Origin of the sequence: Mesorhizobium sp. AR10 (genome assembly GCF_024746795.1) — a bacterium.
GTDB lineage: Bacteria > Pseudomonadota > Alphaproteobacteria > Rhizobiales > Rhizobiaceae > Mesorhizobium.
In genome coordinates this window covers 4,965,989-4,991,597 of the sequence record NZ_CP080524.1, presented here as the reverse complement: position 1 = coordinate 4,991,597, position 25,609 = coordinate 4,965,989, and the positions used below count along the sequence as shown (strand labels likewise).

Sequence of the window (25,609 nt, the reverse complement as noted above, 5' to 3'; positions counted from 1 at the left end):
ATTCGGCGTTGTTTTCGTACTCAAGGCGGACGTCTGACGCAACATGCGCTCATGACCCGGATGAGACCTTACGGCCCGCTGCCAGACGGCCAGTAAGAACATGGCCGGTCTTCCTGAAAACGTTCATTCTTTCAAGGGCCGCCACCATTCATTGAACCATCGATGGCGCTGTCACGACCAGGGATTTTGAGGTAGACTTTGCCGTTTTGAAATCGTGCCGATCCTCAGGCCTGCCTTGGGAGATGCTAATGCGCGGGTTCTTGCTTTTCATCCTGTTGGTGCTTGTACACATTCCATTTGTTTCGCATGCCGCCGACATTCACGATGCCGCCATGGCGGGCGATGTCGCGGCGATCACGGCGGCGCTCGATGCAGGCGCCGGCATAGATGAGAATGATGGAACCGCAACGCCGCTCTACTTTGCGGTCTGGATGGGGCACATCGAAGCGGCAAAACTGCTCATAGAACGTGGTGCGGACGTCAACGCCCAGACGACTGGGGGTCCTCCGCTGATCATAGCTGTGGGGCCAGGCAAGATCGATCTGTTAAAGCTGTTGCTGGAGCGGGACGCGGATCCAAATTCCAACCGTGGTGGCGAATTCGCCCTTCATGTCGCCGTCACTCTCGATTGTTTCGACTGCGTGAAGGCACTGGTCGAGGCCGGCGCAGACGTGAATGCGAAGACAATGGACGGCAAGACACCGCTCCATCTGGCAAAAAGCAGGGGGCAACGCGAAGTTGCCGACTATCTCATGTCGCACGGCGTCGTCTTGCCAACACCAGCCCCAATCTCGATGAAGTTGGCTTCTGCCGATGTCGAGAAAGGCCGAACCTACTTCACCGGCCGGTGTACCAATTGCCACAGCGCCGAGCCACAGGGAGGGAACAAAATAGGACCGAACTTGTGGAGCGTCGTCGGCCGCGACAAGGCATCCATGGCAGATATGCGCTACTCCGACACCTTGCTGAGCTGGGAAGGCGTGTGGACGTATGAGGACCTGAACAGGTTTCTCTTCGGGCCCATGCTCACCACGCCGGGCGTCAAGATGGAGACTCCCGGTGTTTCGGACGAGACCGAACGGGTCAACCTGATCGCCTACTTGCGCACACTCAGCGACAAGCCGATCCCGCTGCCCTGAATCGATGGTATCTTGTGCAACTGCAGCTACGGGCCTGCGTCGGCTAGCCGGTCGAATTTTGCCTGAGGTACGATGCCAGATGGTCGCTGAGATCACGCGCGTCGTCGCCGGCGCCGTCGATCAGTGAAGATTTGCGGCGGCGCAGAAACTGCATCCCCATCAGGTACATGCCCGGATGTTCCGCAACACCGCCGTCGTGGCGGACGTAGCCCTTGCGGTCGAGGACCGGCAGTTCCAGCCAGGAGTAGTTCGGCCGGTAGCCAGTGGCCCAGATGATCGTCCTGATCGCGCCTCCGGCAAGGTCGAGGCCGAGCGGCGGGCTGTCCTCGACACGGGTCGGCGGCAGGCGATCCGGCGGCTCGACCGTCGCGTCCAGGCCGTTGGCGCGCGCCCATTCATCGATGAGGTCGAGCAGCCGGGCCATCTTGAGATCGGAAAGCGCGCACATGTTGCGCAACGACCCCGCAAACTGGGCCTTGCCATCTTCGGTGATGCCGGCCAGGCGGCCGACGAGCCTGACGCCGATGTCGACCAGCGCATTGAGGTCGAGGGTCGTGCGGTCGGGTGTGCCGGCAAGCTGCAGCGAAGGAACCCTTCGCGCCCGCCTGATGTCGTCTACCTCGTCGTAGCGCTCGTCGAGCACGCCGGCGGCGTCCATCCACCATTCCAGGTCCTTGCCGCGATAGACGCGGGGCGCCCTTATGTGCTCGCCCACCGACAGGGTCACCTGACGTCCCGAACGCTGCAGCTCCTGTGCGATCTGCGTGCCGCTGGCCGACGCGCCTGCAACCAGCACGCCACCGTCGGCGACCTGACCCGGATTGCGATAGGACTGCGCCGTCAGCATGGCGACCGACGGCGGCACGCGGACGGCGAAATCGGGCAGGCGCGCGACGTTGCACGCGCCCGACGCCAGCACCACCGTCCGGCACCGCCACTCGCCGCGGTCCGTGCGCACGAGATATCCCGCCCCGTCGCTGCGAACCGAGGTAACGGTCGTGTGTGTTTTGACCGGAGCCGAGATCGCCTTGGCATAGTTCCCGAGGAAGTCGATCACCTCAGGCATCGTCCGGTAGCCGTCGGGGTCGTCGCCCTCATAGCGGAAGCCCGGCAGCCGGCTCTGCCAGTTCGGGGTGAGCAGCCGCAGCGAATCCCATCGCTCGGTGCGCCAGGTATGGGCGATCTCGCCGCGCTCCAGCAGCACATGGTCGATAGAGCGCTCCGCGAGGCAGCGGCTCATCGCGAGCCCCGCGTGCCCTGCGCCGACGATCACTGTGCTGACGGAACTAATCGCGCCCTCTCATCAGGAGAGTCTACGGTTCGAAGCGCCTTTCAATTCACCACGACCGTGACGTTCGTCGGATTGGTGACAATGTCATAGACCGCCGACCGCTTTTGCGACTGAGCGACGAGAGCCTCGATGTCCTCCTGCTTGGCGTCGGCGTCGATGTTGTACTTCACCGTGATGCCGCTGAAGCCGTTGCGAACGTCGCTGTCGATGCCGAGTATGCCCGCAATATCCATGTCGCCTTCGATGGTCGCCTTCACCGACTTCAACTGGATGTTCCGGTTCTGGGCAACCGCGGCGATGCCGGCGGTCAGGCAACTCGCCAGCCCGACCAGCACGTATTCGACAGGCGTGGCGCCCTGATCCAGGGAAGCGAAGACCTCCGGATGGTCGGCGTCGAATGTGAAGGTGGTCTTGCGATGCTGGTCCTGGCCGAGACCGTAAAAGCTCTCGACCGTCGAGTGGCTGTGGGTGCCATCCTTCCATTCGCAGGCCGCGCGCCACTTGAACTGCGCGGCCTCAGGGGCGTTGGTAAGCGCTTCGCGTGCGCCGAGCAGCGCCTCGACGTTAACGCCATTGTTTGCCTGTACTTCGGAAGCCATATTTATCCTCCCTACTTTGCACTGGCTTAGAAACCCGACCGATCCCACCGACCTCCTGATCAGATTTCGCCAGGGGAGGGCATGCTATGGGCAGCGAAGCGTTTCTTCAAGTTGTTTCCGCAGCGGCATGGTCTTCCGTCGTGTGCCGAGGTGTGCTCCATTGTTGCGGGACCTGCCGGCCGGAAATCACCCTCAGCCAGGGCGCCAGATGGAAGGCGCTCATCAAGAGATACATCGCCGCCATACCGGTCAGCGGCGAGGCATTGGCGCCCATGCACAGCATGGCCGCATCGCCACCCTGAATGCAGGTCAACAGCGCCATCAGAGCGAAGGTCGGCGCCGCGGCAAGGCACAGCCAATCGGCGACGCCAAGGGTGGCCGCATCGGTGTTTTCAGGGATCGTCTGGCTGGCGCCTGTATGGGTATCGCTCATGGTCCTTTTCCCTTGATGATTAGACTGAGGGCCGTCTCATGTGGAAGTACCCACCGGGCGGTCCCACGACGCGACCCGCCAACTCCTTACTGGTCCTTGTCGCGGAACGCCGCCTCCCCGGCAGCCGATACTTCGGCCCATTTCTGGTCGGGCGCGGCGTCGTAGTTGTCGTGCCAGTTCCACCAGCTGTAGAGCGGGGTCTGCGGATAGCCTTCGGGCGAGTCCTCCCAGACCTCCTGGCGGCCGAGCGGCGTCGCGTCGAGGTAGCTCCAGACGGTGCCCATCGCCTCGTCGCCGCGGCTGTTGATGAAGTAGGTGCGAAACACGCGCTCTCCGTCGCGGATGAACACGTTATGGCCGTGCCACTCGTCAACGCCGAAGTCGGCGTCGAAGCTGTCGGTGATGGTGTACCAGGGCATCGTCCAGTTCATCCGCTTCTTCAGCCGCGCGATGTCGGCCTGCGGTGCGCGCGAGGCGTAGGCAAGCGTGGTGTTCCGGGCGTTGAGATGGGCGAGATGACCGACCTGGTCGGCCCCGAGCGAACAGCCGCGGCAGGCGTGATCGGGCCAGCCATGGACCCCCGGTTCGAAGAAGGCGCGGTAGACGATCAACTGACGGCGGCCTTCGAACAAATCGAGCAGGCTCGCCTTGCCATTCGGTCCTTCGAACATATAGATCTTGTCCACTTCCATCCACGGCATGCGCCTACGCTCGGCGGCCAATGCGTCCTTGGCGCGCAGCGTCGCTTTCTCCTTCACCAGCAACTCTTCGCGCGCGGCCTCCCACGCCTGCTGCGAAACCACTGGTGGGGTCTTCATTGCGGTGTGCTTGGTCATTGGTCGTCTCCTTTTCAGTTTGCGGTCGCACTGTTGCGACGCGTTGCTGCTTGCTGGTCGTGAGGTAGGGTAGGGCGCTGAGGCGCAGCGGTGGGAGTTACAAGTGTGACGGGATTTGAATCGTCCGGCCCGCCGCAGCAGGGGTGGCGCCCCGCGTGCTTGGCCGTGTCGATGGTTGCGTCAAGGGGCAGATCTGCTGAACTGGCCATCTTCTTCTCCGTTGCGTGCCATTGGGTGCCGGCACGGCTTGCTGGTTGACGGTGCAGACTTAAGTTAGGGCGGCGAGGCGCGCCGGTGGGAGTTACAGGTGTGACGGGATTTGAATGGACTCGATGATCACCGCGGCAGGGCTGGCGCTGGCGGCGGGCGATCCGCTCGGCGCGCTGGACCGCGTCGCCCTGCGCGACGATGCGCCGGCGCTGGCGCTGCGCGGCATTGCGATGGCACAGCTCGGCGACCTCGACCGCGCCAAGGCGTTGCTGCGGCGGGCCGCGCGTGCCTTCGGCCCGAAAGAGGCGGTGGCGCGCGCCAGATGCGTCGTCGCCGAGGCCGAGATCGCGCTGGTTTCGCGTGACCTTGGCTGGCCCGCCAAGGCGCTGGATGCAGCGCGGGCTACGCTGGACAAGCATGGCGACCGGCTGAACGCTGCGCATGCCGGGCACCTCAAGGTGCGGCGCCTGCTGCTGATCGGTCGCCTCGACGAGGCTGAAGACGTGCTGGCCGGGCTCGACCCGGCGCCGCTTCCGCCAGCCTCGAGAGCCGCCCACGAACTGGCCGTGGCCGGCATCGCGATGCGGCGCCTCAAGACGAGAGCAGCGCGCACGGCGTTGGAGTGGGCACGCCACGCCGCCCGCCGGGCCGGCATTCCGGGCCTCATGGCCGAGGTCGACAACGCATTCCTGGCGCTGGACACGCCGGCGGCGCGGCTGATTGCGCGTGGCCAGCAGCGCCCGCTGCGGCTCGAGGAGGTTGAAGCGCTGCATGCGTCGCCGGCGTTGGTCGTCGACGCCTTGCGCTATATCGTGCGCCAACAGGAAACCATGGTTTCGCTGGCGACGCGCCCGGTGCTGTTTGCACTGGCACGCACACTGGCCGAAGCGTGGCCGGCCGATGTGTCGCGGGCTACGCTTATCGCGCAGGCGTTTGGCGGCAAGCACGCCGATGAATCGCATCGGGCGCGATTGCGGGTCGAGATCGGCCGGCTGCGCGCCGAACTGCGGGCGCTGGCCGACATCGGCGCGACGCCGCGAGGCTTCGCGCTGGCGCCGCGCCAGGCGCTCGAGGTGGTGGTGCTGGCGCGGCCGATCGAGGAGCGGCACGCGGCGGTGCTGGCCTTCCTTGCCGATGGTGAATCCTGGGCGAGCTCGGCGTTGGCGCTGGCGCTTGGCACCGGCCAGCGCAGCGTGCAACGGGCGCTGGAGCAGCTTTGCGAGGCCGGCAAGGTGCAGTCGTTCGGGCACGGCCGGGCGCGCCGCTGGATGACGCCGCCGGTGGCGGGATTCACGACCACCTTGTTACTCCCCGCACCGCTGCCGAATGGCTAGAAAAGGCACGACCAACACGGTTTGAGGATCAGTCATGAAACATTCAGCGGCCGAAGTCCTGCGCGAATACGGGCCCTTTCCGGGTGTGGAGAGGGTGCATGGGGTGAGCTTTGACGGCAACAATGTCTGGTTTGCCTCGGGCGAGAAGCTGAACGCCTTTGATCCGGAAAGCGGGCAGACACTGCGCTCGATCGATGTCGCCGCGCACGCCGGCACGGCCTATGACGGCCGGCATTTCTTCCAGCTCGCCGGAGATCGCATCCAGAAGATCGACCCGGATACCGGTCAGGTTCTGGCCACCATTCCGGCGCCCGGCGGCGGCCGCGACTCAGGGCTGACCTGGGCCGAAGGGACGCTCTGGGTGGGGCAGTACAGCGAGCGCAAGATCCACCAGATCGACCCCGAGACCGGGGCAATCCTGCGCACCATCGAATCCAACCGCTTCGTCACCGGGGTGACCTGGGTTGACGGCGAGCTGTGGCACGCCACCTGGGAAGGCGATGAGAGCGACCTGCGCCGCGTCGACCCGCAAACCGGGAAAGTTCTGGAGAAGCTCGATATGCCGGCCGGCATGGGCGTCTCGGGGCTGGAATCCGATGGCGGCGACCGCCTCTTCTGCGGCAGCGTATCCGCCGGGGTGGTGCGGGCGGTGCGGCGGCCCCGGTAAGGCCGCCGCCTCGATCCAGGGACGGCGAGGCCGTCCGAAATCCTTACGCTGAGATCGCGATCGCAGGTCGCGCCCGGCAAATTCGTCCGCCGTCGGCTGGTCGTTGCCCCCAGACGCGATATCGCCTCCACCCAACCGAGATCTTGAAAGCGGTCAGTGCGGCGGCCCGACGGGAGAGTTTCAGCAGAATTTCAGAAATCTTCCGGTACGCGCCCGCTCCTTGGCTTCATTGTTCTCAAGGACGAACCGGAGGAGGTCGAACATGTCACTGTACGAGAACACGCGCCAAGCCGCCCGGCAGGAACTCCTGGAGTATGCGTCCAGCGTCATGGCTGCGTCCCCTTGCGCGCCCATGCCTGGAACAATGTTCGAAATGCTCGAGATCGTCGCCATGGAGAGGCGGATGGCTTCCAGCCAAGGTGAAGGCAGATCAAATTCCTCTGATCTCTTGACGTCTGAGCGGATTGGGACCCCAATCAGGCAGCGTCTAGTCAAGCTGATCAGATCGGCATTCAATGTCGCAAGAAAACCCGGAGCACGTACTGGCACTTGGCAGTTGCGAGCTTGATCTTGCGCGCGGGTTGCTTCTGCGCGAGGGGAAACCTGTTGCTCTGCGCTCCAAAGCGTTTGATCTGTTGACCTACCTCAGCAGGAATGTTGGACGTGTCGCGACCAAATCGGAACTGATGTCAGCGGTGTGGCCTGATGTCTTCGTGACCGAGGACTCACTGACGCAGGCGGTCAGGGAGTTGCGAAAGGCGCTGCAGGACGAAAGCCAAACCATTGTCCGCACGGTCGCCAAACGCGGCTACGTCCTCTCCCTTCCCGAGGTGCCAAAGCAAGAGCACGTTGGACAGCCGAGCGTTGCGGTCCTGCGTTTCAGCAATGAAGGTGCGCCGGAAGACACCCCTTTGATCGACGGTTTCGCCGAGGACATCGTCAATGCGTTGGCTCGCTTCGGAACGGTCGTCGTGCTGGCGCGCAATTCCGGATTTGCCTTTGTCTCGGATTCCGCTTCCGATTGGCGCGCCGTTGGCGAAAGCCTTGGCGCCACCTATCTGGTCCGCGGCAGGGCGACCACTCGCGCAGACGGCATGCGGGTCACCGTCAGTCTCATTGCCACCTCGACGGGTGGAGTCCTGTGGAGCGATACCTTTTCGGCGTCCGGCGGCCAGATCTTCGACGTGCAGGAAGAAATCGCCCGCCGTGTGGTGAACCGGCTGGTCGCTCGGATCGACGACGCAGGTATCAAGCAGGCTACCCCAAAGCCTCCCGGCAGCCTGGCCGCATACGAGCTTCTCCTGCGCGGACTGGCCCGGCTGCGCGGCTATGGTGATGATGACAACGAGGCTGCGCGCGGTCTTTTCCAGGCTGCGGTCGAAAAGGATCCGACCTATGCCTTGGCGCATTCCTACATCGCGCTCGCCGATCTCATTATCGGTGGCTATGCCGAGGCATCCCCGGCGTTGCTTGGTTCAGTGATCGACCGCGCGGAGTGTGCGGTGACCTTGGCGCCGGAAGAGCCACGCTGCCATCGCGTTCTCGCCCAGGCTTTCCTCTCAGCCCGCCGGTTCGAAGCGGCTGAACATCACCTTCAACGCGCGCTCGACCTCAATCCATATGACGCCGATACGATCGCGCAAATGGGATACTTGCTCACGATGAGAGGCAGGCCTCTTGAAGCACTCGCGGCGCTTGACAGTGCGATACGGATCAACCCGATCCATCCTGATTGGTACCACCTTGATCGCGCCATCGCGCTATACTCTGCTGGAGATTACAAGGCCGCGCTTGTCAGCATGTCCAAACTCCCTTCGAAGACCCCCTGGCGACTGACAAGGCTGGCGGGGTGCCACGCGCAACTCGGCGATTTGAAGGAAGCCCAGCGCCTTATGGCAGAGGTCAAGCGGATAGCGCCTGGCTATTCGCCATTGGAGTTCGCGCAGACCGGGATCGCCTTCGAACATGCTGGTGATGTTGAACATCTCGTTGCAGGCGTCGCCAAGGCACTGGCAGCGTATGAGGCCGGAATCGCCGTCGAGGCCGTCCTCAAAAATCGTGAATAGGCCGGGTCCGCTTCGCTCCTGCATATGCCGGGCGGCTGACCTGCCGGTAAGCGCCATGGGGAAGGGCGCATCCGCTGGACAGTTACATCGTGCTTCACGACGGACCTTCAGCATTTTTGTCCGCCTATCGACTGGCCTTCGCGGACGCAGCACCTAGATAGAGCGTGCGCTGGGCGCAACGATGCAGAAGGACCTGACTATGACTGAACAGATGACCCTGACCAAGCCTGAACAGATCGCATTGAACGACGGCTCCGCCATTCCCCCGCTCGGCCTTGGCGTGTGGCAAGTCGATCCGGCCATTACGGCCAAGGTTGTGAATTGGGGGATCCAGGCCGGCTATCGTCTGATCGACACTGCCGAAGGCTACGGCAATGAGGAAGGGGTCGGGCAAGCCATCCGCACGGCTGGCGTGCCGCGCGGCGAGTTGTTCATCACCTCGAAACTACGCAACGGCGCCCATCAGCGTGACGCCGCGCTCAAGGCTTTCGACGAAACGATGAGCAAGCTCGGGATAAAACAGATCGACCTGTTTCTGATCCACTGGCCAGTGCCCAGCCAGGGCAAATACGTCGAGGCCTGGCAGACGCTGGTCGAACTCAGGCAAGACGGCCGCATCAAGTCGATCGGCGTTTCGAATTTCAACCAGGACCATCTGGAACGGATCATTGGCGAGACCGGCGTGACCCCCGTGGTCAACCAGATCGAGCTCCATCCCCGGTTCCAACAGCGCGGCATCAGGGAATTCCACAGCAAGCACAACATCCGCATCGAAAGCTGGAGCCCGCTGGGCAGCGGCCGGCTGTTGAGCGACCCGGCCCTTGCCGGCATCGCCGCAAAACATCGCAAGTCCGTGGCGCAGACGATCATCAGATGGCACCTTCAGGAAGGGCTGATCGTCATTCCAAAGTCGGTCCACCAGGACCGGATCGCCGCCAATTTCGATGTCTTCGATTTCGAACTGGACGCGGCAGACCTTGAGCTTATTCGAGGGCTGGATTCACGCGATGGCCGCACCGGGGCCAATCCCGCCACGGCTGCGTTCCTGTTCTGACAGGGCGCCTCAAATCCCGGAGCCGTCCAGCAGGGGGACGTCCTCGCCCTCCCAGGGGCTAGGCATGGAACCCTTGCTCAGATTGGCCGATGGCAGCGGCATCCAGCACTTCAGTTCCGGTTCGGCGTATCCAATGACGTGTCCCGGAGAAGAGTCGGAAGCGCGCCAGCCTTCGCTACCGAACTGATCGGCCCGGGCCCAATAGGCGAGGTCGACTTCCGCCGGCCCCTGTTCGGTCGGCCGAATCGTGACCAGGATCCTGCTGCCATCCCTTGGTGCACTCGACATGTGCCGCCAGCGTTCAGGCTCGTCCATCGCATTTCCTCCTGCAACTCGGCTATTTCAGGTGGATAGTCGCTTTGCGCCCAAGGCCGGTCAACCCGAACTTTGCATGTGACAGCCATATCGTTCGCGACCTGCCGGTCCGGCGCGACATGGCCGGCGGTCATCAGCCAACCTTGGCCCTGACTGCCCAGGCTCTCGTCTTCAGGGGAATTGACCCGGCCTCGCCGCGCGGCAGGCTATCCCTGAGTTTCTCCATCAACCTCTGGCGCGCTTGCGGTTGGAGACTCATGCAGTAGCCGGGCGCAGGCCCTGCGCCCAGGGTGAAGGGGTGCCAGTAGTCTTCAAAGTCCCTGAACACAGCCGGCATTTCGATTTTTGTGCAGTCGATGGAAACCAGGCCGGCCTTCTTCGCAAGGTTGGTCAGTCCGTCTGGTGTGCAGAACGGAAAGCGCCTGTCCTCGGTAAGGTCGATAGCACCGGGGTCGAGGGCCGTGGCGGCCGTCCAGAAGGCCCGCATGAACTCCACGCCGCCGCCGGGATAGTCCCATACATAGAATCCAACCGTCGCCCCGCCGCGGGCCACCCGCCCCATCTCCGCCAGCGCCTTCTCCTTGTCGGGGATGAAGTTGAGAACGAGCGCCGACACGACCATGTCCTTGCTGTCCGATTCGACAGACAGCGCCTGCGCATCACCCTGGAGAAACTCGACACGCCTATCCGGCACGTTGTCACGCGCCTTGGCGAGAAAACCTTCCGATGGGTCGATGGACACCAGGCTGTCGGGGTTGCAACGCGCCAGGATGGCCGCGGAAAGCGCCCCGGTCCCGCAACCCACCTCCAGCCAATCCAGCCCCTCGGGCGGATCGAGCCAATCCAGGAAAAGCGGAGCGATCTGGCGGCTCCAGCGCCCCATATACAGGTCGTAGCTGTCTCCGGCCTGCCAGGCGTCGTGACGCGTTGCCTGAGCCATCGCAATCTCCTTGCTCCGTGCACCAAGGGCCGTCCTTCAGATGCACTCTCCAAAAGCGCCCCCGGCAACGGGCACTGCCTGAACCGCAGCGGCCACAAGCCGATGAAGGAGGATGCAAGGCCCGATCACTTTATCACACGTGACAGCTGCCCAACACAAATGCCGGCCTGCGGTAGTGTCTCAGCCACGCTCTGGTCAATGGACGATCTTTGCGAGAAGATGGATGCAGTTGCGCCGAAGCCGGGGCCGCGCGGCCCTTACAAAGCGAAAGCCGTCGCCTGATGCCGATAGAGGACAGCACCGGGAGGGCCGCGTGAAACGCGCGTTTCTATTCGGGCTCGCGGCCCAGCTAATCTTCATTAGCGCGATCTTTCTAGTCTTTGATGATCTAATGCTGCCAATGACGCGGTCTCCGGTCATTGGCATTGTCGCATTGGGTTTGGGCGTCGCGAGCGCATTTTTCGCTTGGCGGGCGACCCCTCATTCGTCCTGGCTGGTCAAAATCGGGATGTCGATTGCCGGCTTCCTTGCCATCTACGTGGCAATCCCCCTCATCGAAGTCGTCCTCGTGCTCATCATTCCGCTTATTTCAAACTGAGACACTGGGCCATCACGACCGGCTCGTGCGTGCTGATCGCGCGTGTCGGACGCGCTTTTTTCCGGCGAGTGTGTCCCTCCGGTGGAAGCGGCCGTGCAGTTGGGCGAGTTCGAGGTGGCGCGCTTTAGAGCCGGCCACCGTCTCCGCGGTCAATCCAACTTAGCGCGAGACAGCTATATCGTTCGTGGCTAATGTTCGCAGGGTGCAATCCGGACAATGGGCGATGAAGAGCGAGGAATTGCTGGCCACTGCCACCCGTCTAGGTCCGGTTCATTTGCGCGTCGTCGATATTCCCGCTGCCTTGCCGGTGTGGCGCGACGCGGTCGGCCTCGCGGTCCTTGGCCAGGATGATGCAACAGCCGAGCTCGGCGTCGGGGGCAAGCCGCTGATCGTGCTGCACGCCGGCGCAAGCACCCCACTGCCGCAGAAGTCGCGCGATCTCTTCCATGTCGCCGTCCATGTCACGACACGCAAGGAATTGGCCCGCGTTGCCGCCCGGTTGCGGGCATCCGGCTTCAGGCATAGCGCCCAGGACCATTTGATCTCAGAATCCCTTTATGTGTCCGACCCTTCCGGCAACGGCATCGAGATCTGTTTCGACACGCCTGAGCGCCTCGCGTCCAGGGCGGAGACGGCGGATGGCGGCGTCTCCCTCATTGCCACCGACGGCACCGCGCATTCCGGCCTCGAACCGCTGGATGTCGACGGATTGCTGCGCGAACTCGACAGCGCCGACCGTTTCGAACCCCCGCTGGCGGCCGATGCCTTCATCGGCCACATTCACATGCGCGCGCGTTCACCCGAAACGCTGATGGCCTTTTATCTCGGCGTGCTTGGCTTCAGGCCGCACATCCAGTCGAGATCGTTCGGCCTGTTCGACTGCGGCACCGATCAGCGCCGGCACATGGTCGCGTTCAACATCTGGGCCCGCGACGACCTGCGGGAACCGCCACCCCGTGCGGCCGGCCTGCAGCATTTCACGGTGGTGCTTCCTTCGGGAGAGGATCTCGCGGCTGTCGCGCAGCGGCTGAGCCATGCCAATTTGCCCATAAAGCAGACGGGCCGGGCGCTGGACCTTGCCGATCCCGAGGGAAACCGCCTGCGGATCATGGCTACGGACAACTGACGGTCGGTGCCGTCGGTCCGGTCCGTCAGAGGGAGAGATGTCGATCAAGGTGATCGGAACGGGCTTCGGCCGCACCGGAACGGACTCGATGCGCGAAGCGCTGACGATCCTCGGCTTCGGCCCGTGTCATCACATGTCCGAAGTCATGGCCAACGACGATCAGAAGCGGCTGTGGCGCGCGCTGGCGAAAGGTGCGGCGCCCGACTGGAGCGCGCTGTTTGCGGGTTACGCCTCGTGCATGGACTGGCCCTCGGCGCACTACTGGCGCGACCTTATCAAGGTCTATCCGGACGCCAGGGTCATCTTGACCTGGCGCTCGGCGGAAAGCTGGTGGCAGAGTTTCGAAAAGACGATCGCAGCAGCCATCAGCCAGAGTCAGGATCAGGAATCGCTGGGCATTTCCCTGGTCTCGAAGCAGGTCTTCGGGGGCAAGGCGCATGATCGTGTGGCCGCGATCGCCGTCTACGAGGCCAATATCGCCGCGGTCTTGGCGACGGTGCCGCCGGAGCGGCTGCTGGTCCACAGACTGGGCGACGGCTGGGAGGCCCTGTGCGCGCATCTAGGCGTTCCGGTACCGGACCAGCCCTATCCCAATCGCAACAACACCGGGGAATTTCAGGCGGCGATGAACCGGCAGCGCTGAGGCAAGGCCAAGCTTCGGCTTCGCCAGATCCGCGAGGCCGAAGCTGAAGGGCAGGGCCCCCTACCGAAGATTTGCCAATCTGGGAAACTCCACAACGTCTCCTGCCGACCGTGTGTACTGAGCCGCGACAATTGCCTCGATCAGAAGGTCCAGCGCCGCACGGGCTTCGCTGCTCGTCCCGTCATCGCCGCGCAGATAGTGACAGGCTCGTTCGAGATGGAGGTGTGCGGCCGCAAAGTCGCTCTTCATAAGCTTCTCCTTATTGCCCGCCGTTCGGCAAGGATGGCTGACTCGCTTTACCCGATGGCAAATATCCACCGTCGGATTTGAATCAAATGCCCTGGGTTGTCGATCCTTCACCGAACAAGCGTCTCGGCCGATGAAGGAGACTTGAGGCTCCAACCATAACACGCAATTCAGCGCGGGCATGTGAAACGGCTCACAGGCCGCCGGGCTGGAAAACTGTATGGAAGGTCCGGGGCTGTTTCAGGGGGTCCGGATGACGCTTGCCGATCTGTCCTTCTATCTGTTCACCATTTTCAATGGCTTGCGCGTGGTTTCTTACCTACCACAGATCGTGCGCGTGGCCCGCGACAGGCACGGAGCAGCTGCCATTTCCTATACGACCTGGGTGCTCTGGACAGGCGCGAACGCCACGACGGGACTCTATGCCCACGTCAATCTGAACGACCCCATGCTGGCGGCGATCAACGGGCTGAATGCCGGATGTTGCGCATTGGTCGTCGTGCTGACCGCATACAAACGTCATCGCGCAAGCCTCGGGGATGACGGGCTCGCAACGCGACAGGAATCGACCGCCCTATCGTCGACAACGAGTGCTGACGTCGCGCATAGGACAGGCCCGCGAAGAATAGGACAGGCCCGCGAAGACATGGCTGGCCGCTTGCACGCGAAGCGGCCAGTTGGCCTATGCCGGCTGCATCCGTCGGCTTGGCTGCGGCGGGAAGGCGATGGCGATGGCCACCGCGCCCAGCCCGACGATGGCCGAGCCGATGAACAGCCAAGAATAGCTGGCATAGGCGTCGAACACCATGCCGCCGGCGAGCGGGCCGAAGGCCATGCCGAGGCTGGACAGCATGGTCGCCGCACCAAACACCGTGCCGATGATGCGCGGCCCGAAATATTCGCGCGCCAGCACCGCATAGAGCGGCATCACCCCGCCATAGGTGGCGCCGAAGATGACGGCCAGCACGTAGAATTGTTCGAGCTGGCTGACCGCAAGATAGGAAGCGATCACCACGGCCTGGATCGCCAGCCCGGCGATCAGCACCGGCTTGACGCCCAGCCGGTCGCCGAGCACGCCGAACAGCAGCCTGCCGCCCAGTCCGGCCAGGCCTTCGACGCTGTAGATCGAGACCGCCGCCATCGGCGCCACGCCGCACAGCATGGCATAGCTGACCATATGGAAGATCGGGCCGGAATGCGCCGCACAGCAGGCAAAGAAGGTGAGGCCGAGAACGATGAATTGCGGCGAGCGCAGCGCCTGGCCGACCGACATGCCGTGTCCTTCGGCAATAGGCGCCGAAGCAGAATTGTCAGGGGTAGGGGTGGGCGGCTGGCGTACCAGAAGTGCGGCCGGCAGCAGCAGCACCCAGGCCATGACGCCGATGTCGAACATGGCGATGCGCCAGTCATAGGCCGTGATCAGCCAGCGCGCGAAGGGCGAGATGGTCATTGGCGCGACACCCATGCCGGCCGAGACCAGCGATACCGCAAGGCTGCGGTTCGTGTCGAACCAGGTGGTGGTCAGCGCGATCATCGGCGCGAAGAAGGCGCTGGCCGCGAGGCCGACGAGCACGCCATAGGTGATCTGGAATTCCAGCAGCGAGCCGGCGCGGCTGGCCAGCACCATCGCCAGCCCGAGCAGCGCAGCACCCACCATGACGACCGGGCGGGCGCCGAAGCGATCGTAGATGGCGCCCCAGGCGAAGCCGCCGACGCCCATCACCAGGAAGTTCAGCGTCATCGCGCTCGATATGCCGGCGCGCGACCAGTTGGTGTCGAGCGCCATCGGTTCGAGGAAAATCGCCAGCGAAAACATCACGCCGATGGCGACACAGCTCATCAGCGCGCCAGCCGCGACGATGACCCAACGATAGGAAAGGTTCATGCTTTTCTCCCATGCCGGAAGCCAGTATTTATCGACACGGCGCAACCATTTCTCGAGCTTTGCCACGCCGCTTGCGTCCGAAGGACGTTGGCGGCGTTTTGAATCCGACAATCCGGTTGCATTTATTATCCAGTCGGCGCGAGGCCCGACGAGAACATGCGGCCAACCTCAAATTAACCCGGTTCGCCTTAGAACCCGTCCAGAGGGTGGCCATGGATCTCGTAAAGCACATCAAGAATACACATTACTTTGCCGTCACGTTCGGCGGTGCGGAGCCATGGGTCATGAAGCCAAGCCCGGGCCACTACGTGCCGTTCAGATACGGCATCTCGCCGAGCGGTCTTGCCTGGTTTTTCGATCCCAAAGAAGGACTGTTCATCTACGATTGCAAGACCCGGTCGCTGCGCCGGAACCTCAAGCTGCCTTCGGCGACCGACTTCAACGGCAAACCGTCGCACGACCATTCGAACCATGAGATGCTGAAAAGCCCTTGCGGGCTCCTGCTCTATCATCTGGTCAGCCACGGTATCCGGTCGGTCGATCTGCGTGTTGTCGACCTTGAACAGCAGGCCGTAGTCAAGGTCGTCGAAGGTCTGCCGGGCGGCATCAAGCCGACCCGCAATGCGGTGCTGGATGGCGATGGCAACGTCATCTGCGCCGCCATGATCGGCGAGACCGGTCAGCGTGGTTACGGACTGGCTCATGTGGATCCTGGATCCGGCGATGTCGAAACGGCATTGTGCCAGGGCAGCAATGCCGACGACCGCCTTCATTCGCCCAGCCCCGACGGCCGCCATTGGTTGCGCTCCGACAACGCGCATCTGCCGCGTGTCACGCAGCAAGGCGAGGACTATTTCAGCTTCGGGATCGAGATCTGGGAGGCATCGCCGTTACGGATCGTCGCCGTCGCCGCACCAATGTGGATGACCGCACATGAATTGCCGGACAAAGGCAATCTGGACACCAATTCATGGAAGGAGGGCAGGCCTGCCAGACGAGGCGAGATCTACCGCAAGCTGGCGAATTTCTTGAAAGAGAACCCGCAATCGACCTGGCGCAACCTCAGTCACAAGAACGCCGATTGGCTGTGGCCCGAGGAGAAAAGCTTCTACGCCAACGTCAATTCCAATCTGTCCGATTTCGCCTTCAGCGAAGACGACATGATCGGCTGGCAGCCGGATGGCCAGGCGTTCTGGATCAAGCGAAACAACTTCGTTGCCTGTATCGGTGTCGATGGAAAACACTCGCCGAAAATCAGGTTCGAGCGCTTTGGCATGCGGCCCGGCACCTGGCTTCCTTGCGCGGCGATGTTCAAGTCCGCCACGCCGCTCGATGGCCGGCGGCTCGAGATGCTGTTCGAGAATGAAATCGCGATCGCCGACGGCACGCCGCAGCCTGCGACAACGGCAATCCGGACGATCTCGCGGCTGGAAGACGAGTGCCCGCCCGTCGCGGCGGATGGAACCGCCGAAGCCGAAGTGAGGCTGGCGCAAAAGGCCGAGGAGCTGGCGAAGAAACGCAGTGTCTATCGCGTCGAATTGACATCCATGGATCAGCTCGCCTGTATAGCGGCACTGGATGCGCTTGCCGCGCAGATCGGTCCCGATATCAATGACCGGCCCCATGACAATCAACTGCGCGCCGAATTCGTCGACGGCCGCAAGAAGCTCGATGAAAAGACCTTCTTCGCCCATGTCGAAAAGAACTGTCCAGAGGCAGCGCCCGCCATCGGGCGGTTGCTGGAAGCGGTCTGCCGAAACCTCGATCCGCTGACCAGCGCCTATTGCGAACCCTATGGGGAGGAAGTCTCGATCGGCGCCTTTGGCTACGCAGCGCGCGCTCTTGCCGTGCTCGACAGGGACAGCAACGCGTTGCTCCTGCGCTATGGCGCGCTGATGGACACCGATCATGAGCACTTCTTCTTGTGGGAGATATTCCCGCTCATGCTCAGGAATGAGGGCAATGAAGGCAAGCGGCTGGAACTGGCCGAGTATTACCTTCTGGGGCGGCTGGGCAATGCCGCCGATCCATATCCATTCTGGCAGTCGGCGGGCATGGAAAAGCTGGCAAGCAGCCAATTTGCGCCTGAAGCGTATGCCGACCGTCTTTTGCAGCTGGCGCAGGAAAGGGGCCTCGGGGAAAACCCCGAGAGCGACCTTGGCTACCATCTCCTTGCCTGGTTCGGCCGTGGCATGGAGAAAGCGCCGTCGGCGTGGGAAGCCGAGTTGCTGAGGCAACTTCGAATTGCTGTGGCCGGAAAGCGGGCCTGACAGGACCCAGTCGGCGTGGCGATGCCACAAAAATGCTCCGCCGAATTGACGAGTCGTTCCTCGACCATAGGTTTCCGATCGTGTTGAATCAGGAGACATCGATCATGGAACTTCATCGCGGCCGTCTCATCGACCACATCCAGCTGGTGGTCAAAGACCTGCCGGCCAGCCGGCGCTTCTACGAAGCCGTTTTCAAGGTGCTCGATATTCCGATCGGCGGCGCGGCCGAGGACTATTTCTGGGCCGACGAGATGTTCGTTTCCACCGCCGACAGCCAGGCGGCCACGGGAAAGTTGACCGGGCGCCATCATCTGGCCTTCCAGGCCAGGGACCAGGCCATGGTCGACGCCTTTTACCAGGCCGGCCTCGACGGCGGCGGCAAGGACAATGGCGCGCCGGGCGAGCGGCCCTACCACCCCGGCTACTACGCCGCCTTCCTGCTCGATCCCGACGGCAACAACATCGAGGCCGTGTTCCATGGGCCGGCCAAACGGAGTGCTGCTTCGGTGAAGATCACATTCTAGGGCGCCGATTCATCGGCTATATCTTAGTCTCGCGAGCCATCAAACGGACGGCGGAGGATGACAATGTTGGAAACGGACAAGGTGTTTGCCGGCTCGATTCCGGAAAACTACGACCGCTATATGGTACCGTTGATTTTCGAGCCGTTCGCCGCGGATCTTGCACGACGGGCAGCGTCCTTCTCGCCCAGCGCCGTTTTGGAAATCGCCGCGGGCACCGGAGTTGTCACCCGCGCCCTGGCGCCAAAACTGTCCCCCGGCGCAAGCTATGTCGTAACCGACCTCAACCAACCAATGCTCGACTACGCCGCTTCGCGGCAAGCTCCCGACAGTCGCATCAAATGGCGCCAGGCCGATGCTATGGCATTACCGTTTGAAGATGCGGCCTTCGATCTCGTTTGTTGTCAGTTCGGCGCGATGTTCTTTCCCGACCGCACATCTGCCTACCGCGAAGCAAAGCGGGTTCTGAGGCCCGGAGGACATTTCTTGTTCAACGTCTGGGATCGCATCGAGGAGAATGTATTTGCGGACGATGTGACGAATGCTCTCGCAGAGATTTTTCCGAACGATCCACCGCGCTTTCTGGCACGCACGCCGCACGGCTACCACGATACGGCGCTGATCCGCAGCGACCTGGAAGACGCAGGCTTCTCCCATGTGGTAATCGAGACGAGGGCCGAACAAAGCCGTGCAGCCTCACCGCGCCTGCCCGCCGTTGCCTATTGCCAGGGAACCGTTCTTCGAACCGAAATCGAGGCCAGGGACCCGGGGAAACTGGAAGCTGCAACCGACTATGCCGCATCCGCGATTGCAGCCAGACATGGCAGCGGCGAGGTTGCTGCCAAAATTCAGGCACACGTAGTCGTGGCTGTGGTCTAGGCTGCATCACCGACATTTTAGCGAGGCATGTCGTGTTACGACACGCTTTCGCCACGGCGCTTGCGCAAGCTCGTTGCGGGGTGAGGGGAGGTTCACTTGGACACGACTGTTGCCATTGTCGGCGCTGGCCCCGCCGGCCTTGCGGTCGGCGCCTGCCTGAAGCGGGCAGGGATCGATTTCGTCATCCTCGAAAAGGCGCAGGAGATCGCGCCGGCCTGGCGGCGGCACTATCGGCGCCTGCACCTGCATACCGTCAAGAAATTCTCATCGCTGCCCTTCCAGCCATTTCCCAGGGACTATCCGCGCTATGTGCCGCGCGAACTGGTGGTCCGCTATCTCGACGGCTATGCGCAAAAATTCGATCTCCGGCCACGCTTTGGCGAGACGGTGAAATCCATTCGCCGCGACAACGGCCATTTTCTGGTCGAGACCGGATCGGACAGCGTGACGTCGCGCCATGTCGTCATCGCCAGCGGCAACAATGCCGAGCCGGTCGTTCCCCGGCTCGCCGCCATCGACGCCTTCAAGGGCGAGGTGCTGCATAGCGCCGATTATACCGAGGCCGCGCCCTTTGCCGGCCGCTCGGTGCTGATCGTCGGCATGGGCAACACCGGCGCCGAGATCGCGCTCGATCTCGCCGAGAACGGCGTGCAGCCGGTCATCTCGGTACGCAAGGGCGTCCACATCGTGCCGCGCCAGCTGTTCGGCGTGCCGATCCAGATGGTCGGCATCGCCAGCCGGCCGATGCCGCAGGCCGTGAACGACTGGCTGTTCCCGATCATCCTCGACCTGGCGCTGGGCAAGCTCGAAAAATACGGCATCGTCAGGCCGAAGCAGGGCATCCTGCAGCAGATCGACCAGGTCGGGCGCATCCCGGTCATCGATGTCGGTACCGTCGAGGCAATTACCAAGGGCACCATCAAGGTCGCGCCGGACATATTGCGCTTCACCGAGCGCGGCGCCCAGTTCACCGATGGCCGGCAGGAAGCATTCGACGCCGTCATCCTCGCCACCGGCTACCGGCCGGCTTACGAAAAATTCCTGCCGGCGGAGTTGCAGCCCGGGCGCAGCGGCCTCAACGCGCGCGCGTCGCAGCTCGGCGTCTATCTCGTCGGTTTCCACAATCCGGTCACCGGCCTGCTGCGCGAAATCGGCAGGGAGGCGATGGCGGTGGCTGGTGATATTGCGCGGCGGAGATAGCCCGGAAATCGAGCAGTTTTTCTTCAGCCAGCTTTCAGGCTTTCTGGTTCGAACTCCTGGCGGAAAGCGGGTATAGCGTGACCGGTCGCGGAACTTATGACCCGCACAGTCCCGCCAGCCGGAGAAGGAAGCAAAATGAGTGTAGAAAAAGTAGCTGTTGTCGTTGCCGGCGGCAGTGGCATGGGTGCGACGGCGGCAAAGCGCCTGGCCGCGGACGGTTTCAAGGTTGCGATCCTGTCCTCTTCCGGCAAGGGCGAGGCCCTGGCCAAGGAGCTTGGCGGGCTCGGCGTTACCGGCTCCAACCAGTCGAACGACGATCTGCAGCGCCTCGCCGATCTGACGCTCGAACGCTTCGGCCGCATCGATGTGCTGGTCAACAGCGGCGGCCACGGGCCGCGCGCGCCGATCCTCGAAATCACTGACGAGCAGTGGCACACCGGCATGGACGTCTATCTCCTGAACGTCATCCGGCCGGTGCGCATCGTGGCACCCCAGATGGTCAAGCAGAAGGCCGGCGCCATTATCAACATCTCGACGGCATGGGTCGTCGAGCCGAGCCCGATGTTCCCGACCTCGGCCGTGTTCCGGGCCGGCCTTGCCGCCTACACCAAGATCTTCGCCAACACCTACGCCGCCGACAATGTGCGCATGAACAACGTCCTGCCCGGCTGGATCGACAGCCTGCCCGCCACCGAGGAGCGCCGCGATTCCGTGCCGATGCAGCGCTACGGCACCTCTGAGGAGATCGCCGCGACCATCGCCTTCCTCGCCTCAGAAGGCGCCGGCTACATCACCGGCCAGAACATCCGCGTCGACGGCGGCATCATCCGCGCGGTCTGACGCATCGCGTCGCCTGCCACATGCCCCGGCGCGCTATTCCTTCACCGCGCCGGTCATCGAGGACACGTAGTGCTCGACGAAGAACGAATAGAGCACCACGACCGGCAGCGAGCCGATCAGCGCTCCCGCCATCAGCGCTCCCCATTCGTAGACGTCGGAGCGCACAAGCTCGGTGAGCACGCCCACCGGCACGGTCTTGTTTTCGGACGACTGGATGAACGTCAAGGCATAGATGAACTCGTTCCATGACAGGGTGAAGGCGAATATGCCGGCCGAAATCAGGCCGGGCACCGACAGCGGCAGCACGATCTTGGTGAGGATCTGCCAACGGCTCGCCCCGTCTATCAGCGCGCATTCCTCCAGCTCGAACGGGATGGAGCGGAAGTAGCCCATCAACAGCCAGGTGCAGAACGGCACCAGGAAGGTCGGGTAGGTGAGGATGAGCGCGAACGGCGTGTCGTAAAGCCCGAGGTTGAACACCATCACCGACAGCGGAATGAACAGGATCGAGGGTGGTACGAGATAGGCAAGGAAGATTCCGAGGCCGACCTGCCGCGCCCCGGAAAACCGCAGCCGCTCGATCGCATAGGCCGCGAAGACCGACGCCAGCAGCGACAGGAAAGTGGCGGCGGTCGAGATGATGATCGTGTTGAGCAGCCAGCCCGGATAGGACGTCTCGAACAAGAGATAGCGGATGTGCTCGAGTGTCGGATTAACCACCCAGAACGGGTTGAACTGCGCATAGTCGGTCATCTCGAGATTGGGCTTAACCGCGGTGATCGTCATCCAGTAGAACGGAAACAGCAGCACGATCATGAACACCAGCAGCGGCAGATAGACCGTCACCACGCGGCGCGGCACGCTCTGCAAATAGCCCATGCCGCCTTCGTCGATGTCCGAACGTTTCGCCTTCCTGGTCGCGGCGCTCTTGATCATGACCATGTCAGTCTCTTCCACCTTGTTGCCATTTGCGGCGTTGCAGGCCGAAATAGCTGAACAGGATCGCCGCCAGCAGGAACGGGATCATGGCCACCGCGATCGCCGCACCCTCGCCAAGCTGGCCGCCGGAAATGCCGCGCTGGAACGACAATGTCGCCATCAGATGCGTGGCATTCACCGGACCGCCGCGGGTCAGCACATAGATCAGCTGGAAATCGGTGAAGGTGAACAGCACCGAGAAGGTCATGGTGATGGCGATGATCGGCGTCAGCAGCGGCAGCGTCACATAGCGAAACAATTGCCAGCGCGTGGCGCCGTCGAGGGTGGCGGCCTCGTAGAGCGACTGCGGAATCGTCTGCAGGCCGGCAAGCAGCGTGATGGCGACGAAAGGAATGCCGCGCCAGACATTGGCTGCGATGACCGAAGCGCGCGCATTCACCGGATCGCCGAGGAAATTGATGCGGTGGTCGATCAGGCCGATTTCCTGAAGCGCCCATGACAGGATGGAGAACTGCGAATCGTAGATCCACCAGAAGGCGATGGCCGACAGCACCGTCGGCACCACCCAGGGCAGCAGGACTATCGCGCGGAAGAACGATTTGAAGGGCAGGTTTTCGTTGAGGATGAGCGCCAGCCAGAGGCCGAGCACGAACTTCAGGATCGAGGCGCTGATCGTGTAGAGCAGCGTGTTGAAAACGCTGAGCCAGAAGACGGCGTCACTCCACAGATATTGATAGTTCTCGGTGCCGATGAAGATGCCGGGGCGGCCGATGCGGGCATCGGTGAAGCCGAGCCAGACGCCGAGCCCGAGCGGATAGGTCAGGAAAACCAGGAGAAGCGCTGCCGCCGGCAGCATGAAGCCGAAGCCAAGGGCATTGCGGCTGTCGGCCAGGGGCGACAGGATCCGCGACCGGATCGACGAACGCGGCTGAACGGCAACGGACGGCACGGCCATGGGCGGGCTCCTCGTCAGGTTTGGTGCATCGCGGCGTCAGCAGTGGCCACAGGGTTGCGGAGCAGGCCGGGCAGCGCGATCGCGGCTGCCCGGCTGTGTGGTGATCAAACGCGATAGTACCGGTTTGCGCGCTTCTCCGCCTCTTCCATCGCCTCCTGCGGCGTCGCCTGGCCGGTTACGGCCTTGGCAAACATGTCGACCAGGACATAGTCGGCCATGGTCGCCGCCGAGGCATAGCCGAGCGGCCCGGCAAAGCCGTTGGGACGCAGCGTCGCCGACGCCTTCGCGTAGGCGGCATTGTTCGGGTCGGCCGTCCACACCGGATTGTTGTCGAAGGCCTTGAGTGTCTGGCAGCAATAGCCGGCCGAGGAGGTGATCCAGTCCGACATCTGCGGATCCTCGAACATGAACTGCAGATAGGCCTTGGCCGCGTTGGGGTAGGGCGTGTAGTCGAAGATGACGGCCGAGGTCACCTGGAACAGCTCGACCGATTTTCCGACCGGGCCGATCGGCAGGTTGGTGGTGCGTATATCCTTGGCGATTTCAGCCAGTTTCGGATCCTTGTCCTTGTTGATCTTGGCCGTGTTGTAGGCGGAAATGCCGTTGGCGATGACGCCCAGTTCGCCGGCCAGGAAAGCGCGGTTGTTGTTGACGTCGAGCCAGCTTTCGGTCCCGGGAATGAAAGTCTTGTAGAGTTCCTGCGCGTAGGCGATCGCCTTGAGGGTCTCGGGGCTGTTGATCGCCACCTTGCCGCTCTCGTCGACCATCTGGCCGCCATGGCTCCATAGCAGCCAGTGAGCGTAATTGTTGCCGTCGCCGACACCGTGGCCGTGGGTGAAGCCGGCCGGATGTCCCTTCGCCTGCAACGCCTTGCACAGCTCGAGGAAGCCCGCCGTGTCCTTCGGAAACTCCGAGAAGCCAGCCTCCTTCACCCAGCTTTCGCGATAGACGATGGCATTGCCGATCGTCGCCAGGGGCAGGCCGACGAACTTGCCGTCCCGTGTCGCATATTGCTTTGGCCCGTCATGCCAGCCGCCGTATTTGGCGCCGAGATACTCGCCCAGTTCCGTCACGTCGTGCAGCTTGTCGGGATATTGATGCGGATCGTCGAACCAGACGAACATGAGGTCCGGGCCGGAGCCGACATTGGCAGCAACCGCCGCCTTGGGGCGAATGTCCTCCCAGCTTTCCTTGTCGACGCGAACCTCGACACCTGTCGCCTCGGTGAAGCGTTTGGTGTTGGCCAACCATTGGTCCTCGTCGCCCTGCACGAAGGGCGACCAACGCAACAGCCGCAGCTTTGCGCCGTCCTCGGGCTTGTACTTCGGCCCCTCCTGGGCAAAGGCGGGCGAGCCGACGAACCGGCTTCCCAAGGCTCCCGCCGCAACACCTGCGGTCGTGCGGATTACGTCGCGTCTCGTGAATTTCATGGTCGTCTCCTCCGGTTTATTTTCCTTGCAGTGCGGTCCTTACCATCCAGTGCGCGTTTCAAACCGCGTTCCGGTCTTGCCGTCGAAGAGATGAATCAAGCCCGGCGCGGCGGTGAGCCGTATGGTTTCGCCCGGCGTGAATTCATGGCGTTCCCGGAAATTGGCGACGATCTCGTCACCGCCGGCGGTCCGGCCGATGAGTTGCACTTCCGACCCGGTCGGCTCAACCACAGCGACGGTGACCGGAATGCCCTGGTCGGATGACAACCGCAGATGCTCGGGCCGTATTCCCAGCACCACCGGGTCGCCATTGGCGATGGCCGGCGCGGCGGTCAACGGCACGGAAATGCCCCCGGCGGCGCGAAAGGACGGGGAGCCCTCGGTTGCGATCTCACCCCTGATCAGGTTCATGGCGGGCGAGCCGATGAAGCTGGCGACAAAGAGGTTCCTCGGCCGGTCGTAGAGTTCCAGCGGCGGCCCGATCTGCTCGACGATGCCGTCATGCATGACCACGATCTTGTCGGCCATGGTCATGGCCTCGATCTGGTCGTGGGTGACATAGACCGTCGTGGTCTTGAGACGCTGGTGCAGCTCCTTGATCTCGGCGCGCATCTGCACCCTGAGCTTGGCGTCGAGATTGGACAGCGGTTCGTCGAACAGGAAAACCTGCGGATCGCGCACGATGGCGCGCCCCATGGCGACGCGCTGGCGCTGGCCGCCGGAAAGCTGGCGCGGATAGCGAGTCAGCAAGGGCAGCAGCCCCAGAATTTCGGCCGCGCGCTGAACGCCGGCATCGCTCTCCGCTTTCGAAACCCCCTTGAGCATCAGCGAGAACGCCATGTTCTCGGCGACGGTCATGTGCGGGTAGAGCGCGTAGTTCTGGAACACCATGGCGACGTCGCGCTCTTTTGGCGCAAACGTTGTTGACCACACGCTCGCCGATCGAGATCTCGCCGCGCGAAATCTTTTCCAGGCCGGCGATCATCCTGAGAAGGGTCGATTTTCCGCAACCCGACGGCCCGACCAGCGTGACGAACTCGCCGTCGTCGATATCCACACTGACGCCGTGCAGGACCTCGACGGTCCCGAACGATTTGTAAACGTCGCCGATCGCGACAGACGCCATCGATCTCCTCCCGAACAGCTTCTTGCGACGCCCCGAAGGAAACCGCTCCTCTCTCGCCTGCGACCGC

Annotated in this window: 24 protein-coding genes and 1 pseudogene; 13 read left to right on the top strand and 12 right to left on the bottom strand. The window is 63.0% G+C overall.

Translation table 11 applies throughout. The annotated features are described in order from the left end of the window. Window positions 1-260: 260 nt before the first annotated feature. Window positions 261-1,139, top strand: coding sequence for an ankyrin repeat domain-containing protein (locus LHFGNBLO_RS27900; protein ID WP_258602496.1), 879 nt, complete (start codon window positions 261-263; stop codon window positions 1,137-1,139). A gap of 43 nt (window positions 1,140-1,182) precedes the next feature. On the opposite strand, the gene LHFGNBLO_RS27895 is transcribed toward LHFGNBLO_RS27900, so the two are convergent. The 4 genes from LHFGNBLO_RS27895 to LHFGNBLO_RS27880 all read right to left on the bottom strand — a co-directional run bounded on the left by LHFGNBLO_RS27895 (window position 1,183) and on the right by LHFGNBLO_RS27880 (window position 4,298). After that, entirely contained in the window at window positions 1,183-2,412 is a 1,230-nt protein-coding gene (locus tag LHFGNBLO_RS27895) for an NAD(P)-binding domain-containing protein (RefSeq protein ID WP_258602495.1), read from the bottom strand. A gap of 59 nt (window positions 2,413-2,471) precedes the next feature. Continuing rightward, on the bottom strand, window positions 2,472-3,029 hold the full coding sequence (locus tag LHFGNBLO_RS27890; RefSeq protein ID WP_258602494.1) for an OsmC family protein: 558 nt from the start codon (window positions 3,027-3,029) through the stop codon (window positions 2,472-2,474). 106 nt (window positions 3,030-3,135) lie between these two features. After that, a complete protein-coding gene (locus LHFGNBLO_RS27885; RefSeq protein WP_258602493.1) occupies window positions 3,136-3,462 on the bottom strand; it encodes a hypothetical protein in 327 nt (108 codons plus the stop codon). Between the two features lie 86 nt (window positions 3,463-3,548). Next, window positions 3,549-4,298, bottom strand: a complete 750-nt coding sequence (locus LHFGNBLO_RS27880; protein WP_258602492.1) for a DUF899 domain-containing protein — start codon at window positions 4,296-4,298, stop codon at window positions 3,549-3,551. 323 nt (window positions 4,299-4,621) lie between these two features. Here LHFGNBLO_RS27880 and LHFGNBLO_RS27875 point away from each other — a divergent pair, with 323 nt between their 5' ends. The 4 genes from LHFGNBLO_RS27875 to LHFGNBLO_RS27860 all read left to right on the top strand — a co-directional run bounded on the left by LHFGNBLO_RS27875 (window position 4,622) and on the right by LHFGNBLO_RS27860 (window position 9,629). Continuing rightward, window positions 4,622-5,842 carry a helix-turn-helix domain-containing protein gene (locus LHFGNBLO_RS27875; protein WP_258602491.1) on the top strand — a complete coding sequence of 407 codons (1,221 nt, stop codon included), beginning with the start codon at window positions 4,622-4,624 and terminating at the stop codon, window positions 5,840-5,842. Window positions 5,843-5,876: 34 nt separating this feature from the next. Next, complete coding sequence (locus tag LHFGNBLO_RS27870; protein WP_258602490.1) at window positions 5,877-6,509, top strand: DUF5074 domain-containing protein; 633 nt, start codon at window positions 5,877-5,879, stop codon at window positions 6,507-6,509. A 581-nt stretch (window positions 6,510-7,090) separates the two neighbouring features. Beyond that, window positions 7,091-8,575, top strand: coding sequence for a winged helix-turn-helix domain-containing tetratricopeptide repeat protein (locus LHFGNBLO_RS27865; RefSeq protein ID WP_258602489.1), 1,485 nt, complete (start codon window positions 7,091-7,093; stop codon window positions 8,573-8,575). Window positions 8,576-8,774: 199 nt separating this feature from the next. Beyond that, window positions 8,775-9,629: an aldo/keto reductase gene (locus tag LHFGNBLO_RS27860; protein ID WP_258602488.1), complete on the top strand. Its 855-nt coding sequence runs from the start codon at window positions 8,775-8,777 to the stop codon at window positions 9,627-9,629. A 9-nt stretch (window positions 9,630-9,638) separates the two neighbouring features. On the opposite strand, the gene LHFGNBLO_RS27855 is transcribed toward LHFGNBLO_RS27860, so the two are convergent. Together LHFGNBLO_RS27855 and LHFGNBLO_RS27850 are read right to left on the bottom strand one after the other, a co-directional pair. Next, entirely contained in the window at window positions 9,639-9,944 is a 306-nt protein-coding gene (locus tag LHFGNBLO_RS27855) for a hypothetical protein (RefSeq protein ID WP_258602487.1), read from the bottom strand. 133 nt (window positions 9,945-10,077) lie between these two features. Next, entirely contained in the window at window positions 10,078-10,884 is an 807-nt protein-coding gene (locus LHFGNBLO_RS27850; RefSeq protein WP_258602486.1) for a class I SAM-dependent methyltransferase, read from the bottom strand. A gap of 313 nt (window positions 10,885-11,197) precedes the next feature. Here LHFGNBLO_RS27850 and LHFGNBLO_RS27845 point away from each other — a divergent pair, with 313 nt between their 5' ends. From LHFGNBLO_RS27845 to LHFGNBLO_RS27835, 3 genes are all read left to right on the top strand, one after another. Then, window positions 11,198-11,482: a hypothetical protein gene (locus tag LHFGNBLO_RS27845; protein WP_258602485.1), complete on the top strand. Its 285-nt coding sequence runs from the start codon at window positions 11,198-11,200 to the stop codon at window positions 11,480-11,482. 223 nt (window positions 11,483-11,705) lie between these two features. Then, the gene (locus tag LHFGNBLO_RS27840; RefSeq protein WP_258602484.1) at window positions 11,706-12,608 is read left to right on the top strand and encodes a VOC family protein; all 903 of its coding nucleotides are present in this window, start codon (window positions 11,706-11,708) and stop codon (window positions 12,606-12,608) included. Between the two features lie 37 nt (window positions 12,609-12,645). After that, complete coding sequence (locus LHFGNBLO_RS27835; RefSeq protein WP_258602483.1) at window positions 12,646-13,251, top strand: sulfotransferase family protein; 606 nt, start codon at window positions 12,646-12,648, stop codon at window positions 13,249-13,251. 60 nt (window positions 13,252-13,311) lie between these two features. Here LHFGNBLO_RS27835 and LHFGNBLO_RS27830 read toward each other — a convergent pair whose 3' ends face one another. Both LHFGNBLO_RS27830 and LHFGNBLO_RS27825 read right to left on the bottom strand, forming a co-directional pair. Further along, complete coding sequence (locus LHFGNBLO_RS27830; RefSeq protein ID WP_258602482.1) at window positions 13,312-13,500, bottom strand: hypothetical protein; 189 nt, start codon at window positions 13,498-13,500, stop codon at window positions 13,312-13,314. Between the two features lie 679 nt (window positions 13,501-14,179). Beyond that, the gene (locus tag LHFGNBLO_RS27825) at window positions 14,180-15,382 is read right to left on the bottom strand and encodes an MFS transporter (RefSeq protein WP_258602481.1); all 1,203 of its coding nucleotides are present in this window, start codon (window positions 15,380-15,382) and stop codon (window positions 14,180-14,182) included. 212 nt (window positions 15,383-15,594) lie between these two features. Here LHFGNBLO_RS27825 and LHFGNBLO_RS27820 point away from each other — a divergent pair, with 212 nt between their 5' ends. The 5 genes from LHFGNBLO_RS27820 (at window position 15,595) to LHFGNBLO_RS27800 (ending at window position 21,092) form a co-directional block, all read left to right on the top strand. Continuing rightward, complete coding sequence (locus LHFGNBLO_RS27820) at window positions 15,595-17,652, top strand: hypothetical protein (RefSeq protein WP_258602480.1); 2,058 nt, start codon at window positions 15,595-15,597, stop codon at window positions 17,650-17,652. Window positions 17,653-17,756: 104 nt separating this feature from the next. After that, on the top strand, window positions 17,757-18,176 hold the full coding sequence (locus tag LHFGNBLO_RS27815; protein ID WP_258602479.1) for a VOC family protein: 420 nt from the start codon (window positions 17,757-17,759) through the stop codon (window positions 18,174-18,176). Window positions 18,177-18,239: 63 nt separating this feature from the next. Beyond that, the gene (locus tag LHFGNBLO_RS27810; RefSeq protein WP_258602478.1) at window positions 18,240-19,052 is read left to right on the top strand and encodes a class I SAM-dependent methyltransferase; all 813 of its coding nucleotides are present in this window, start codon (window positions 18,240-18,242) and stop codon (window positions 19,050-19,052) included. A gap of 96 nt (window positions 19,053-19,148) precedes the next feature. Then, window positions 19,149-20,252: a flavin-containing monooxygenase gene (locus tag LHFGNBLO_RS27805; RefSeq protein WP_258602477.1), complete on the top strand. Its 1,104-nt coding sequence runs from the start codon at window positions 19,149-19,151 to the stop codon at window positions 20,250-20,252. A gap of 135 nt (window positions 20,253-20,387) precedes the next feature. Continuing rightward, window positions 20,388-21,092: an SDR family oxidoreductase gene (locus LHFGNBLO_RS27800; RefSeq protein WP_258602476.1), complete on the top strand. Its 705-nt coding sequence runs from the start codon at window positions 20,388-20,390 to the stop codon at window positions 21,090-21,092. Between the two features lie 33 nt (window positions 21,093-21,125). On the opposite strand, the gene LHFGNBLO_RS27795 is transcribed toward LHFGNBLO_RS27800, so the two are convergent. From LHFGNBLO_RS27795 to LHFGNBLO_RS27780, 4 genes and pseudogenes are all read right to left on the bottom strand, one after another. Continuing rightward, on the bottom strand, window positions 21,126-22,034 hold the full coding sequence (locus LHFGNBLO_RS27795; protein WP_258602475.1) for a carbohydrate ABC transporter permease: 909 nt from the start codon (window positions 22,032-22,034) through the stop codon (window positions 21,126-21,128). A 1-nt stretch (window position 22,035) separates the two neighbouring features. Next, window positions 22,036-22,887, bottom strand: coding sequence for a carbohydrate ABC transporter permease (locus LHFGNBLO_RS27790; protein WP_258609929.1), 852 nt, complete (start codon window positions 22,885-22,887; stop codon window positions 22,036-22,038). Window positions 22,888-23,090: 203 nt separating this feature from the next. Continuing rightward, window positions 23,091-24,416 (bottom strand): ABC transporter substrate-binding protein, encoded by a 1,326-nt coding sequence (locus tag LHFGNBLO_RS27785; RefSeq protein WP_258602474.1) that lies wholly within the window; start codon window positions 24,414-24,416, stop codon window positions 23,091-23,093. Window positions 24,417-24,455: 39 nt separating this feature from the next. Beyond that, window positions 24,456-25,542, bottom strand: a pseudogene (locus LHFGNBLO_RS27780) (ABC transporter ATP-binding protein). Window positions 25,543-25,609: the final 67 nt, after the last annotated feature.

Excerpts from the sequence above, each read along its gene's own strand:
- LHFGNBLO_RS27890 (WP_258602494.1), bottom strand. The coding sequence starts at position 3,029 with ATGGCTTCCGAAGTACAGGCAAACAATGGCGTTAACGTCGAGGCGCTG.
- LHFGNBLO_RS27885 (WP_258602493.1), bottom strand. The coding sequence starts at position 3,462 with ATGAGCGATACCCATACAGGCGCCAGCCAGACGATCCCTGAAAACACC.
- LHFGNBLO_RS27880 (WP_258602492.1), bottom strand. The coding sequence starts at position 4,298 with ATGACCAAGCACACCGCAATGAAGACCCCACCAGTGGTTTCGCAGCAG.
- LHFGNBLO_RS27875 (WP_258602491.1), top strand. The coding sequence starts at position 4,622 with ATGGACTCGATGATCACCGCGGCAGGGCTGGCGCTGGCGGCGGGCGAT.
- LHFGNBLO_RS27870 (WP_258602490.1), top strand. The coding sequence starts at position 5,877 with ATGAAACATTCAGCGGCCGAAGTCCTGCGCGAATACGGGCCCTTTCCG.
- LHFGNBLO_RS27860 (WP_258602488.1), top strand. The coding sequence starts at position 8,775 with ATGACTGAACAGATGACCCTGACCAAGCCTGAACAGATCGCATTGAAC.
- LHFGNBLO_RS27855 (WP_258602487.1), bottom strand. The coding sequence starts at position 9,944 with ATGGACGAGCCTGAACGCTGGCGGCACATGTCGAGTGCACCAAGGGAT.
- LHFGNBLO_RS27850 (WP_258602486.1), bottom strand. The coding sequence starts at position 10,884 with ATGGCTCAGGCAACGCGTCACGACGCCTGGCAGGCCGGAGACAGCTAC.
- LHFGNBLO_RS27840 (WP_258602484.1), top strand. The coding sequence starts at position 11,706 with ATGAAGAGCGAGGAATTGCTGGCCACTGCCACCCGTCTAGGTCCGGTT.
- LHFGNBLO_RS27835 (WP_258602483.1), top strand. The coding sequence starts at position 12,646 with ATGTCGATCAAGGTGATCGGAACGGGCTTCGGCCGCACCGGAACGGAC.
- LHFGNBLO_RS27830 (WP_258602482.1), bottom strand. The coding sequence starts at position 13,500 with ATGAAGAGCGACTTTGCGGCCGCACACCTCCATCTCGAACGAGCCTGT.
- LHFGNBLO_RS27825 (WP_258602481.1), bottom strand. The coding sequence starts at position 15,382 with ATGAACCTTTCCTATCGTTGGGTCATCGTCGCGGCTGGCGCGCTGATG.
- LHFGNBLO_RS27820 (WP_258602480.1), top strand. The coding sequence starts at position 15,595 with ATGGATCTCGTAAAGCACATCAAGAATACACATTACTTTGCCGTCACG.
- LHFGNBLO_RS27815 (WP_258602479.1), top strand. The coding sequence starts at position 17,757 with ATGGAACTTCATCGCGGCCGTCTCATCGACCACATCCAGCTGGTGGTC.
- LHFGNBLO_RS27810 (WP_258602478.1), top strand. The coding sequence starts at position 18,240 with ATGTTGGAAACGGACAAGGTGTTTGCCGGCTCGATTCCGGAAAACTAC.
- LHFGNBLO_RS27800 (WP_258602476.1), top strand. The coding sequence starts at position 20,388 with ATGAGTGTAGAAAAAGTAGCTGTTGTCGTTGCCGGCGGCAGTGGCATG.
- LHFGNBLO_RS27795 (WP_258602475.1), bottom strand. The coding sequence starts at position 22,034 with ATGGTCATGATCAAGAGCGCCGCGACCAGGAAGGCGAAACGTTCGGAC.
- LHFGNBLO_RS27790 (WP_258609929.1), bottom strand. The coding sequence starts at position 22,887 with ATGCTGCCGGCGGCAGCGCTTCTCCTGGTTTTCCTGACCTATCCGCTC.
- LHFGNBLO_RS27785 (WP_258602474.1), bottom strand. The coding sequence starts at position 24,416 with ATGAAATTCACGAGACGCGACGTAATCCGCACGACCGCAGGTGTTGCG.